This window comes from Bradyrhizobium sp. YR681 (assembly GCF_000282615.1).
Classification (GTDB): Bacteria; Pseudomonadota; Alphaproteobacteria; order Rhizobiales; family Xanthobacteraceae; genus Bradyrhizobium.
Genome location: NZ_AKIY01000321.1, coordinates 1 through 11,609 on the forward strand (window position 1 = coordinate 1; position 11,609 = coordinate 11,609).

Sequence of the window (11,609 nt, forward strand, 5' to 3'; positions counted from 1 at the left end):
GGCGGCCCGCCGCCGTCGGTGCGATGCTTCAGTGAAATGCGGTCATAGACCGCCCAGCCCAGGAACGAGCCGAACAGGATGATGGAGCCGAGGTCGCCATTGGCGAGCAGATGCGCCGCCGCCCACAGCTTGATGCCGGCCAGCATCGGATGCTTCAGAGTCGCATAGATTCGCCCGCGCAGATAGGAAGCGACGACGAGGATCACCGCGGGCAGCATCAGCGCGATCGTGATGTGCTTCATCGCCTTCGGCGGATACCAGACGTCGATCCAGCCCGTGCTGCGATAATGCGCAAAGCCCCAGATGATCAATGCGAGCCCCGCAAGCGAGACCGCCGCATAGAGGATCTTGTAGGTCCCCTCGCCCAGCCGCGCGATCGCCCGCGCGCGGGCGTCACGTTTCGTCGTGAAAACATGGGCCGCAAAGAACAGCACCAGCCCCAGCATCATGACCAGCAGACCCACGACATCCTCCCCGTAACGCAGCCCCGCTTATGGCGTATCATCGATTGGCCGCCGGTCGCAACCGATGCGCTACCTGCCCAGCTCCCGATTGTCGACGTAGCGGATCGCGATCGGACGCCCCGCCAGGGCACCCCCGAGACCGCTGGTGAATTTCAGCGGCAGGCAGGCGTTCAGCGACGAATTGATCGCGTTGAGATAAGTCGCGCGGGTATCGGCCGGCACGCCCGCGGTCGCGAATGTGAGGCGGGGCGGACCGATCAGGCCACCTGCCTTGTTGAAGCTGAAGCGTACCGACATCTGCATGCCCGCGCGCGCATTGTCCGACGGTGGCGACCAGCAGGTGCGCAGTTCGGCGAAGAGGTCGCCGATCGTGTTGAGATCGTGATCCGGCTTTTGATACTTGGCGCGATCGGCATCGGACGGCACGCTCTGGATGGTGAGCTGGAGATTCTCGCCATAGGGATAGTCGATCTCGGGAACGCAGGGGCCGGGCTCGAGCGGGCTGCAATAGGACGGCGTGCAGGGCCGGCCGTCGAGCACACTGCACGGCTCGTGCGAAAACGGGATCGGATTGATCTGGCGGCGCTGCGCATCGGCGGCGACGGCCGATATCTCCAGCAGGATGAAAACGAGAATGCCGCGCCACATGATGCGAACTCGCAAGGCCACATTCAGGAACGTGGCATTGCCTCCGACGACGTCAAGCCCGCGGGCGTTCACATGCTCGCGTTCGCGCAGCGGCGGGCACAGCCGCCCTACCCCTTCTTCTTGACGTCCTTGACGTTGGTGAACTCGATCCCCTCGGCGCGCTCCCTGGTATAGCCGAGATAGAACTCGTTCCTCGCCAGGTACACGGGATCACCGTCGACATCGTCCGCGATGCTCGAAGTATTCGCCGCAATGAAAGTATCGAGCTTCTTGCGGTCCTCCGAGGAGACCCAGCGCGCCAGCTGGAATTCGCTGACCTCGAACTCGACCGGCAGCGAATATTCCGCCTCCAGCCGCGCCTTCAGCACGTCGAGCTGGAGCGCGCCGACGACGCCGACCAGTGCCGGCGCGCCGTCGCGCGGACGGAACACCTGCACGACGCCCTCTTCCGACATCTGCTGAAGCGCTTCCTTCAGCTTCTTCGCCTTCATCGCGTCGGTCAGCCGCACGCGGCGAACGATTTCCGGCGCAAAGCTCGGCACGCCGACGAAGTTGAAATCCTCGCCCTCGGTCAGCGTGTCACCGATGCGCAGCGTGCCGTGGTTGGGAATGCCGACGACATCGCCGGCGAATGCCTCGTCCGCCACCGAACGGTCCTGCGCGAAGAAGAATTGCGGGCTCGACAGCGGCATGCTCTTGCCGGTGCGCACCAGCTTTGCCTTCATGCCGCGACTGAGTTTTCCGGAGCACAGGCGGGCAAAGGCGATGCGGTCGCGATGGTTCGGATCCATGTTCGCCTGGATCTTAAACACGAACGCGCTCATGCGCGGATCGGTCGCCTCGACCTTGCGCTGGTCGCTGTCCTGCGCGCGCGGCTCGGGCGCGAATTTGCCGAGACCTTCCAGCAAGTCGCCGACGCCGAAATTGCGCAGCGCGCTGCCGAAATAGACCGGCGTCAGATGGCCCTCGCGGAACGCACCGAGCTCGAACGGCTTCGACGCTTCGGTGACGAGCTCGAGCTCGTCCTTGACCGCGGACACGTCGAGATTGGCGTTGAGCTTGCCGAGTTCGGCGATCTCGATCTGCTGCGCCGCACCGGTCTTGGCGCCGCCGCCTTCGAGCAGGCGCACACCGCCATTGACGACGTCATAGGTGCCGAGGAAATCGCGGCCGCGACCGACCGGCCAGGTCATCGGCGTGGTGTCGAGCGCCAGCGTCTTCTCGATCTCGTCGAGCAGCTCGAACACGTCGCGGCTCTCGCGGTCCATCTTGTTGATGAAGGTGATGATCGGGATATCCCGAAGACGACACACCTCGAACAGCTTTCGGGTGCGCGCCTCGATGCCCTTGGCGGCGTCGATCACCATGACCGCGGAATCGACTGCGGTGAGCGTCCGATAAGTGTCTTCCGAAAAGTCCTCGTGGCCCGGCGTGTCCAGCAGGTTGAACACGAGGCCCTCGAACTCGAAGGTCATGACCGAGGTCACGACCGAGATACCGCGCTCGCGCTCGATCTTCATCCAGTCCGAACGCGTGTTGCGCCGCTCGCCCTTGGCCTTGACCTGGCCGGCCAGGTTGATGGCGCCGCCGAACAGCAGCAGCTTTTCGGTCAGCGTGGTCTTGCCCGCGTCCGGGTGGGAAATGATCGCGAAGGTCCGCCGCCGCGCCACCTCGGTGGCAAGCGGGGAACGGGCCGGCGAGTCGGCTGATATGGCGATGTCGGACATGGCGGGAGCGTTTGGCAGGGAAAATGGGCCTGATCAAGCCTCATGTGGTGATTGCGGAGCCCTGCGGCCAGCCCCATATCGGCTTTCGGGCAGGACGGCCTTCCCGCTCATCAGCATATCAGCCGCGGGGACGACCCTGCCTTGAACGGAGGGGCGTCATGGCCTGGAGCATCCTGTTCGTCGCCGGTCTTCTCGAAATCACCTGGGCGATCGGCCTGAAATACACCGAGGGTTTTACCAGGTTGGTTCCGTCCGTCATCACGCTTGCGGCCATGGCCGGTAGCGTCATCCTGCTCGGATTGGCTCTCAAATCGCTGCCCGTCGGAACCGCCTATGCGGTCTGGACCGGCATCGGCGCGGTCGGCACCGCGGCGCTGGGCATCATCCTGTTCGACGAGCCGGCCACCGCATTCCGCCTCGCCAGCATCGGGCTGATCGTCGCCGGCATCGCGGGGCTGAAATTCGTCACCTGACGAAAATCTGGACCGCCCACCAGGTCAGAGCCGCGACGATGGCCGAGGCCGGGATCGTGATCACCCAGGCGTAGACGATCGAGCTTGCGACGTTCCAGCGCACCGCCGAGACCCGGCGGGCCGCGCCGACGCCGACGATGGCGCCGGTGATGGTGTGGGTGGTCGAGACGGGAACCCCGAGGAAGGTCGCCATGAACAGGGTCGCCGCGCCGCCGGTTTCGGCGCAGAAGCCCTGCATCGGCGTCAGCTTGGTGATGCGCAGGCCCATGGTGCGGACGATACGCCAGCCGCCCATCAACGTGCCCAGCGCCATCGCCGCCTGGCAGGACAGCACCACCCAGAACGGCACCGAGAACTCGCCGCCGAGATGGCCCTGCGAATAGAGCAGCACCGCGATGATACCCATGGTCTTCTGCGCGTCGTTGCCGCCATGGCCGAGCGAATAGAGCGAGGCGGAGGCAAATTGCAGGATGCGGAAGGCGCGATCCACCGCGAACGGCGTCGAGCGTACCGAGAGCCAGGACACGATCGCGACCAGCATCATCGCGAGCAGGAAGCCGACCAGTGGCGACAGCACGATCGCCAGCACGGCCTTGGACAGGCCGCTCCACACCGCCGCCGAGATCCCCGCCTTGGCCATGCCGCCGCCGACGAGCCCGCCGATCAGCGCATGCGAGGACGAGGACGGGATCCCGAGCCCCCAGGTCACGAGGTTCCAGACGATCGCACCGACCAGCGCCGCGAAGATCACCTGGGCGTCAACGACCGCGGGATCGATGATGCCGGTGCCGATGGTCTGCGCGACATGCAGGCCGAACACCATGAAGGCGATGAAATTGAAGAACGCGGCCCACAACACGGCGAATTGCGGCCGCAGCACGCGGGTCGAGACGATGGTCGCGATCGAATTGGCGGCGTCGTGCAGGCCGTTCAGGAAATCGAACAGCAGCGCGACGGCGATCAATCCGACCAGAACGGGAAGACCCAACGCTGCATCCACGGCGCGGTCCTAAACTTGCTCGATGACGATGCTGTTGATCTCGTTCGCGACGTCGTCGAAGCGGTCGGCCACCTTTTCAAGATGGTCGTAGATCTCGACACCGACGATGAAATCCATCGCGCTGCCGTCGCGATGCTTGAGGAACAGCTCCTTCATTCCGATGTCGTGGAGATCGTCGACCCGGCCCTCGAGCTTGGTCAGCTCTTCCGTGATCGCGGTGAGCATGGCGACGTTCTTGCCGATCTCCTGCATCAAGGGCAGCGCGCGCCCGACCAGATTGGCGCATTCGATCAGCAGCGCGCCGATCTCACGCATCGGCGGCTCGAAGGTGCGGACCTCGAACAGCATCACGGCCTTGGCCGTCTGCTGCATCTGGTCGATGGCATCGTCCATCGAGGTGATCAGGTTCTTGATGTCGCCGCGGTCGAACGGCGTGATGAAGGTGCGGCGCACCGCCGTCAGCACCTCACGGGTGATGTTGTCGGCGTCGTTCTCGAACTGGTTGACGCGCTGGCAATAGACCGGCGTCTCCTCGCCCCCGTTGAGCACGCCCTGGAGCGCGATCGACCCCTGGATCACGGTCTGGGCATGGCGGTCGAACAGGTCGAAGAACCGTTCTTCCTTGGGCAGGAACGCGCGAAACCATCGCATCATGGGGATAGGCTACCGGTTGGAAATGGCCCGGCCCGAACGGGCCGTCATGAAACTGTCATAGACCATTTCCGACCCGCGCGCGTGTCATCTCACGCCCGCGGAGCCGGATCATCCACCGGATTCGCGCGACAGTTAAATTACCGTCAAATCAACAACTTAGAGCGACCGCCGGAAGTAATGCGCGATTTCGCCGATGACGCCGCGGCGGAAGGTGAGCACGCAGATCACGAAGATCGAGCCCTGGATCACCGTCACCCACTGGCCGAAGCCCGCCAGGTATTGCTGCATGGCGATGATCGCGAAGGCGCCGACCACCGGACCGAAGATGGTGCCGAGGCCACCGACCAGCGTCATCAGCACGACCTCGCCGGACATCGACCAGTGCACGTCGGTGAGCGAGGCATTCTGGGCCACGAACACCTTCAGCGCTCCGGCAAAGCCGGCCAGCGTGCCCGACAGGACGAAGGCCAGGAACTTGTACTGGTCGGTGCGGTAGCCGAGCGAGATCGCGCGCGGCTCATTCTCGCGGATCGCCTTCAGCACTTCGCCGAAGGGCGAGTTGATGATGCGATAGATCAGCAGGAAGCCGGCGAGGAAGCCGGCCAGCACGACATAGTACAGGATCGTCGGCTTGGAGAGATCGAGGACGCCGAACATGCGCCCCTGCGGGATGCCCTGGATGCCGTCCTCGCCGTGGGTGAACGGCGCCTGAAGATAGATGAAGTACAGCAGCTGCGACAGCGCCAGGGTAATCATCGAGAAATAGATGCCCTGGCGGCGGATCGAGATGTAGCCGGTGATGAGCGAGAGCACGAAGGCCGCCGCGATGCCGACGAGGATGCCGAGCTCAGGCGGCAGCGCCCACACTTTCAGCGCATGCGCGCTGCAATAGCCGGCCGTGCCGAGGAACATCGCGTGCCCGAAGGACAGCAATCCGCCGTAGCCGATCAGCAGATTGAAGGCGCAGGCAAGCAGCGCGAAGCACAGCGCCTGCATCACGAAGAACGGATAGACTCCCGTGAATGGCACCGACGCCAGCAGCAGCGCCATGACCACAAACACGATCATCTCGTCGCGAATGGCGCGCGGGGTTACCGGCAGCGTGTCGTCCGTCAAGGCTGTCATGTCAGGCCGCCCTTCCCGTCAATCCCGTTGGCTTCACCAAGAGCACCAGCACCATCAGCACGAATACGACGGTGTTGGAGGCCTCGGGGTAGAAATACTTGGTCAGGCCCTCGATCACACCGAGCGCAAAGCCGGTGATGATGGAGCCCATGATCGATCCCATGCCGCCGATCACGACCACGGCGAACACGACGATGATGAGGTCGGCGCCCATCAGCGGCCGTACCTGGTTGATCGGCGCCGAGAGCACGCCGGCGAGCGCGGCGAGGCCGACGCCGAGACCGTAAGTCAGCGTGATCATGCGCGGCACGTTGACGCCGAAGGCGCGCACCAGCGTCGGGTTTTCAGTGGCGGCGCGCAGGTAAGCGCCGAGCCGCGTCTTCTCGATCAGGAACCAGGTCGCGATACACACCACCAGCGAGAAGATGACGACCCAGCCGCGATAGATCGGCAGGAACATGAAGCCGAGATTCATGCCGCCCCTGAGCTGGTCCGGAATGGCGTAAGGCAGGCCGGAGGAGCCGAAATAATTCTGGAACACGCCCTGCACGATCAGCGCGATGCCGAAGGTCAAGAGCAGGCCGTAGAGGTGGTCGAGCCCGGTCAGCCATTGCAGCATGGTCCGCTCCAGGATCATGCCGAAGATGCCGACGATGATCGGCGCGAACAGCAGCGCCCACCAGTAGTTGATGCCGCCGAGGTTCAGCAGGAAATAGGCGACGAAGGCGCCCATCATGTAGAGCGCGCCATGGGCGAAATTGATGATGTTGAGCATGCCGAAGATCACGGCGAGCCCGAGACTGAGCAGCGCGTAGAACGAGCCGTTGATCAGTCCTACCAGTAGCTGAGCGTAAAGAGCCTGCATCGATCCCGCACCCGGTCCTTCGGCGTTCCCTCGAACGCCCGCCGGCTCACAGCCGGCGGGCTATTGCTTACTTCCTCAACAGCGCGCACTTGCTCTCGGAGAGCGGCGTGAAGGCCTGGTCGCCCGGCACCGTGCCGACCAGCTTGTAGAAGTCCCACGGGCCCTTGGACTCCGAGGGCTTCTTCACCTCGAACAGATAGGCGCTGTGGATGGTGCGGCCATTCGGCTGGATCTCGCCCTTGCCGAACAGATCGTCCTCGGTCGGGATCGACTTCATCTTCTCGACGACCTTGACGCCGTCATGCGGATTGCCGCCGAGCGCTTCCAGCGTCTTGAGATAGTGTCGCACGCCCGCATACACGCCGGCCTGCACCATGGTGGGCGGCGCGTTGCTCTTCATCTTCTCGGCGAAGCGCTTGGAGAACGCGCGGGTCTGGTCGTTCATGTCCCAGTAGAAGGTCTCGGTGAAGTTGAGGCCCTGCGCGGTTTCCAGACCGATCGCCTTGACGTCGGTGAGGAACAGCAAGAGCGCGGCGAGCTTCTGGCCGCCCTTGACGATGCCGAACTCGGCCGCCTGCTTGATCGAGTTGGTGGTGTCGCCGCCGGCATTGGCAAGGCCGATGATCTTGGCCTTCGAGGCCTGCGCCTGGAGCAGGAACGAGGAGAAGTCCGGCGTGTTCAGCGGATGCTTGACGCCACCGACCACCTTGCCGCCATTGGCGGTGATGACCGCGGTGGTGTCGCGCTCCAGCGCAGCACCGAAGGCATAATCCGCGGTCAGGAAGAACCAGGTGTCGCCGCCGGCCTTGACCAGCGCCTGGCCGGTGGTGTGGGCCAGCATGTAGGTGTCGTAGGTCCAGTGCACGGTGTTGGGCGAGCACTGCGCGTTGGTGAGGTCGGAGGTTGCGGCGCCCGAGTTGATGTAGACGCCGTTCTTTTCCTTGATGACGTTGTTGACGGCCAGCGCCACGCCGGAATTCGGCACGTCGACGATGATGTCGACCTTGTCGACGTCGAACCATTGCCGCGCGATCGCGGTGCCGATGTCGGGCTTGTTCTGGTGATCGCCGGAGATGATGTCGATCTTCCAGCCCTTGGCGGCAAGGCCGGAATCTTCAACGGCCATCTGGGCGGCGAGCGTCGAGCCGGGACCGCCGAGGTCGGCATAGAGGCCGGACTGATCGGACAGCGCACCGATCTTGACGGTCTTGTCCTGCGCGGACGCAACGCCGGCCAGGGCGAAGGTGAGCGCGGTGGTCAGCAGCAATGACGCAATCGACCTGGTCTTCATGCAACTTTCCTTTTTTTGAATTTTCTCGTGGGCCGTTCTAAACGCCGAGATAGGTGTGGAGCTTGTCCATGTTGGCGGCAAGCTCCGCATTGGAAAACCCATCGATGATCTTGCCGTGCTCGACCACGTAATAGCGGTCGGCGACCGTGGAGGCGAAGCGGAAGTTCTGCTCGACCAGGAGGATCGTGAAGCCCTCCTTCTTGAGCCGCGCAATGGTGTGGCCGATCTGCTGGATGATGACGGGCGCGAGGCCCTCGGTCGGCTCGTCCAGCATCAGGAAGCCCGCGCCGGTGCGCAGGATGCGGGCGATCGCAAGCATCTGCTGCTCGCCGCCGGACAGCTTGGTGCCCTGGCTATTGAGCCGCTCCTTCAGGTTCGGAAACAGGTCGAAGATCTGCTCGAGCGGCAATCCGCCCGCGCGCACCACCGGCGGCAGCAGCAAATTCTCCCGCACGTCGAGGCTGGAGAATATCCCCCGCTCTTCCGGGCAGAACGCGATACCCATGCGCGCGATCTTGTCGGAGGTCGTGCGGATGATCTCCTGGTTGTTGAACTTCACCGAGCCGGTACGCTTGCCGATGATCCCCATGATCGACTTCAGCGTGGTCGTCTTGCCGGCGCCGTTGCGCCCGAGCAGGGTGACGACCTCGCCCGCATTCACGTCGAAATTGATCCCGTGCAGGATGTGGGACTCGCCGTACCATGCTTCGAGGTTGCGGACCTGAAGGATGTTTCCGCCGGTCGCAGCCTTGGCCGGAGCCTCGGCGATCGCAGTGTCAGGCATGACCGGCTCCCAGATAGGCTTCCTTGACGCGCTCGTCCTTGGTGAGCTCGCTGTAATGGCCTTGCGCCAGCACCTGCCCGCGCGTCAGCACGGTGATGATGTCGGAGAGATTGGCCACGACGCTCAGATTATGCTCGACCATCAGGATGGTGTATTTCGCGGAGATACGCTTGATCAGCGCCGCGATCTTGTCGATGTCCTCATGGCCCATGCCCGCCATCGGCTCGTCCAGCAGCATCATCTCAGGGTCGAGCGCGAGCGTGGTTGCGATCTCGAGTGCGCGCTTGCGCCCGTAGGGCATCTCGACCGCCGGCGTATTAGAAAACTCGCTGAGGCCGACATCGTTCAACAGCTCGCGGGCACGGTCGTTGTAGCTGTTGAGCACCGTCTTGGAGCGCCAAAAATCGAACGAGCTTCCATGCTGGCGCTGAAGCGCGACGCGGACGTTTTCCAGCGCGGTGAGATGCGGAAATACCGCCGATATCTGGAACGAACGGACAAGCCCCAGGCGGGCCACGTCGGCCGGCGCCATCGCGGTGATATCCTGGCCCTTGTACAGGATTTTTCCGGCTGACGGCTTGAGGAACTTGGTCAGGAGATTGAAGCAGGTCGTCTTGCCGGCGCCGTTCGGGCCGATCAACGCGTGAATGCTCCCACGGCGGACCTTGAGCGCAACGTCGCGGACGGCGAAGAAACCCGCGAACTCCTTGGTCAAGCCTTCCGTTTCGAGAATGAACTCATCGGCCAAACAGATTTCCCCCTGCCCGCGCTGTACGCGTGGCTGTCCTTAGTTGCTTCGGCTTTCCGGAGGCCTCGGAGCCCGTCCGGAACGCCGCCTCCGGGCGCGGAATATGCCGGAGGTGACGGGGGTTAGGCAAGGCGGAAAGCTGAGCAGATCAGGCCTTTGACTGGGATACAAATGCTCCCTTAGTCGGAGGTGTCGACGTCGCGCCTGCCCGGCGTCCCGGTTCGCGAAAGCACCGGTCATCAAGCCGTCGTTAACGGTCTTTCGTTCCGCGCGCCAGCCTTCATCAAAAATTTTCCCGCAAGCGGCATCATGCGCGGGTTTCGAACTGCCGGGAATATTGTTTTGGATTTCGCAAGCGCCGCTCCCTCCGCCGTCAAGTCGATCAGGCAGCGTGACCTCCTGAACACATGGCTGCGACTTTTTGCGCGCGAACAGATCGCACCGGCGATCTGGGAGTACCAGCCCGCGCGGCTCGAGGAAGAGCTGTCCGATCTCATCTATTACACAGTAGACAATTCGGCGCCGACGCCGCGCCTCACCATCCAGAGCGAAGGTACGCGCATCTCGCGCGCTTATGGACATACCGGCAAGGGCGTCCTGCTGGATGAATATATCGGGCCGCGGCTGGTCCCCGTCGTGATGCCCATCTACTACGAGTGCGTCGCGCGCGGGCTTCCGGTCTACAGTGTTGCCGATGTCGACGACATCTATGGCCGCGTCGTCGCCTATGAACGGCTGCTGCTGCCGTTCCTGACCGACGGCAAGGTCTGCCACGTCATCGCCTCGCTCAAGACCTTCTGCGAGGACGGCGGCTTCGAGATCAAGAATCTGATGCGCGGAAATGACGCGCTGCCGCGTCCGAAACTGAGCGCCGTGATCGACCGCGACCTGTTTCACCGCGCTCCCGGCCGCATCGCCGCAGCAGATGTGGTCGAGCTTGCCGATCCCTCAGGCATCGCCACCGAGACCATCGAGCTGAACTGACGCTTCGCCGGATCGGCCCCGGACCTATTTGGTCTTGATGTCCTTGGCGTAGATGTCCGGCTTGAATCCGACCAGCAGCTTGCCGCCGGCCTCCAGCACCGGCCGCTTGATCATCGATGGTTGCGCTAGCATCAAGGCCAGCGCCTTCTTCTCGGTGAGGCCTTCCTTGTCCGCCTCGGGCAGCTTCTTGAAAGTCGTGCCTGCGCGATTGAGCAACGTCTCCCAGCCGACCTTGTCGCTCCATTGCTTGAGCTTGTCCTTGTCGACGCCCGCCGCCTTGTAGTCGTGGAATTCGTACGCCACGCCATGGCTGTCGAGCCAGGTGCGCGCCTTCTTCATGGTGTCGCAATTCTTGATACCGTAGATGGTGTTGGGCAAGACCAGTTCCTCGCGCATGCGTGCTGCTTCTGCCGCGGCGTTGTACGAAACTCCGGTCCGCGCGACAATATTGCCAACGACGCCAACTTACCGAACGGACACACGATGCACGTCACGCACGATCCCGCCGCGGCGCCTTCGCCGACCATCGACTTCAACACCTTTCTTGCCGTCGATATCCGCGTCGGCACCGTCGTCGATGCAAAACCGTTCCCGGAGGCGCGCAAGCCGGCCTGGCGTCTGTGGATCGACTTTGGCCCTGCCATCGGCGTGCGCAAGAGCTCGGCACAGATCACCGAGAATCATCCGATCGAGACGCTGGTCGGACAACAGGTCGCCGCGGTGGTCAATTTCCCCCCGCGCCAGATCGGGCCGGTCGTGTCGGAGGTTCTCACGCTCGGCTTCCCCGATGCCGACGGCAAGGTCGTGCTGGTGCAGCCGAGCAAGCCGGTGCCGAACGGCGGGCGG

Annotated in this window: 14 protein-coding genes; 3 read left to right on the forward strand and 11 right to left on the reverse strand. The window is 63.5% G+C overall.

What is annotated here, in order from left to right; genetic code table 11:
* The 3 genes from PMI42_RS33920 to PMI42_RS33930 form a co-directional block, all read right to left on the reverse strand.
* On the reverse strand, positions 1-464 hold a 464-nt coding region (locus PMI42_RS33920), incomplete at its 3' end, for an NnrU family protein (RefSeq protein ID WP_008143637.1).
* A gap of 69 nt (positions 465-533) precedes the next feature.
* Positions 534-1,112, reverse strand: coding sequence for a UCP034077 family protein (locus PMI42_RS33925; RefSeq protein ID WP_008143639.1), 579 nt, complete (start codon positions 1,110-1,112; stop codon positions 534-536).
* Between the two features lie 107 nt (positions 1,113-1,219).
* Positions 1,220-2,839, reverse strand: coding sequence for a peptide chain release factor 3 (locus PMI42_RS33930; protein WP_008143640.1), 1,620 nt, complete (start codon positions 2,837-2,839; stop codon positions 1,220-1,222).
* A 158-nt stretch (positions 2,840-2,997) separates the two neighbouring features.
* Between PMI42_RS33930 and sugE the strand changes: the two genes are divergently transcribed.
* Positions 2,998-3,312: a quaternary ammonium compound efflux SMR transporter SugE gene (gene sugE / locus PMI42_RS33935; RefSeq protein WP_008143642.1), complete on the forward strand. Its 315-nt coding sequence runs from the start codon at positions 2,998-3,000 to the stop codon at positions 3,310-3,312.
* Here sugE and PMI42_RS33940 read toward each other — a convergent pair.
* The 7 genes from PMI42_RS33940 to PMI42_RS33970 all read right to left on the reverse strand — a co-directional run bounded on the left by PMI42_RS33940 (position 3,305) and on the right by PMI42_RS33970 (position 9,779).
* Positions 3,305-4,312, reverse strand: coding sequence for an inorganic phosphate transporter (locus tag PMI42_RS33940; protein WP_008143644.1), 1,008 nt, complete (start codon positions 4,310-4,312; stop codon positions 3,305-3,307). The two genes, sugE and PMI42_RS33940, sit on opposite strands and share 8 nt — an antisense overlap.
* A gap of 9 nt (positions 4,313-4,321) precedes the next feature.
* A complete protein-coding gene (locus tag PMI42_RS33945) occupies positions 4,322-4,966 on the reverse strand; it encodes a DUF47 domain-containing protein (RefSeq protein WP_008143646.1) in 645 nt (214 codons plus the stop codon).
* Positions 4,967-5,122: 156 nt separating this feature from the next.
* The gene (locus tag PMI42_RS33950) at positions 5,123-6,091 is read right to left on the reverse strand and encodes a branched-chain amino acid ABC transporter permease (RefSeq protein ID WP_008143648.1); all 969 of its coding nucleotides are present in this window, start codon (positions 6,089-6,091) and stop codon (positions 5,123-5,125) included.
* Position 6,092: 1 nt separating this feature from the next.
* Positions 6,093-6,956, reverse strand: coding sequence for a branched-chain amino acid ABC transporter permease (locus PMI42_RS33955; protein WP_008143650.1), 864 nt, complete (start codon positions 6,954-6,956; stop codon positions 6,093-6,095).
* A 67-nt stretch (positions 6,957-7,023) separates the two neighbouring features.
* Entirely contained in the window at positions 7,024-8,247 is a 1,224-nt protein-coding gene (locus PMI42_RS33960; protein WP_008143652.1) for an ABC transporter substrate-binding protein, read from the reverse strand.
* A 37-nt stretch (positions 8,248-8,284) separates the two neighbouring features.
* The gene (locus tag PMI42_RS33965; RefSeq protein WP_008143654.1) at positions 8,285-9,031 is read right to left on the reverse strand and encodes an ABC transporter ATP-binding protein; all 747 of its coding nucleotides are present in this window, start codon (positions 9,029-9,031) and stop codon (positions 8,285-8,287) included.
* Positions 9,024-9,779 carry an ABC transporter ATP-binding protein gene (locus PMI42_RS33970; protein WP_008143656.1) on the reverse strand — a complete coding sequence of 252 codons (756 nt, stop codon included), beginning with the start codon at positions 9,777-9,779 and terminating at the stop codon, positions 9,024-9,026. Before PMI42_RS33970 ends, PMI42_RS33965 begins: the two co-directional genes overlap by 8 nt.
* A 309-nt stretch (positions 9,780-10,088) precedes the next feature.
* Here PMI42_RS33970 and PMI42_RS33975 point away from each other — a divergent pair, with 309 nt between their 5' ends.
* Positions 10,089-10,763: a hypothetical protein gene (locus tag PMI42_RS33975; RefSeq protein ID WP_008143658.1), complete on the forward strand. Its 675-nt coding sequence runs from the start codon at positions 10,089-10,091 to the stop codon at positions 10,761-10,763.
* A gap of 24 nt (positions 10,764-10,787) precedes the next feature.
* Here the strand turns inward: PMI42_RS33975 and PMI42_RS33980 are convergent, their stop codons facing one another.
* Positions 10,788-11,141 (reverse strand): ArsC family reductase, encoded by a 354-nt coding sequence (locus PMI42_RS33980; RefSeq protein WP_035967436.1) that lies wholly within the window; start codon positions 11,139-11,141, stop codon positions 10,788-10,790.
* A 105-nt stretch (positions 11,142-11,246) separates the two neighbouring features.
* On the opposite strand from PMI42_RS33980, the gene PMI42_RS33985 reads away from it, so the two are divergent.
* Positions 11,247-11,609: tRNA-binding protein (locus PMI42_RS33985; RefSeq protein ID WP_008143661.1), on the forward strand; the 363-nt coding region annotated here is incomplete at its 3' end.

Coding starts and splice junctions, on each gene's coding strand:
- PMI42_RS33950 (WP_008143648.1), bottom strand. CDS start 6,091: ATGACAGCCTTGACGGACGACACGCTGCCGGTAACCCCGCGCGCCATT.
- PMI42_RS33930 (WP_008143640.1), bottom strand. CDS start 2,839: ATGTCCGACATCGCCATATCAGCCGACTCGCCGGCCCGTTCCCCGCTT.
- PMI42_RS33965 (WP_008143654.1), bottom strand. CDS start 9,031: ATGCCTGACACTGCGATCGCCGAGGCTCCGGCCAAGGCTGCGACCGGC.
- sugE (WP_008143642.1), top strand. CDS start 2,998: ATGGCCTGGAGCATCCTGTTCGTCGCCGGTCTTCTCGAAATCACCTGG.
- PMI42_RS33960 (WP_008143652.1), bottom strand. CDS start 8,247: ATGAAGACCAGGTCGATTGCGTCATTGCTGCTGACCACCGCGCTCACC.
- PMI42_RS33975 (WP_008143658.1), top strand. CDS start 10,089: ATGCGCGGGTTTCGAACTGCCGGGAATATTGTTTTGGATTTCGCAAGC.
- PMI42_RS33945 (WP_008143646.1), bottom strand. CDS start 4,966: ATGATGCGATGGTTTCGCGCGTTCCTGCCCAAGGAAGAACGGTTCTTC.
- PMI42_RS33925 (WP_008143639.1), bottom strand. CDS start 1,112: ATGTGGCGCGGCATTCTCGTTTTCATCCTGCTGGAGATATCGGCCGTC.
- PMI42_RS33955 (WP_008143650.1), bottom strand. CDS start 6,956: ATGCAGGCTCTTTACGCTCAGCTACTGGTAGGACTGATCAACGGCTCG.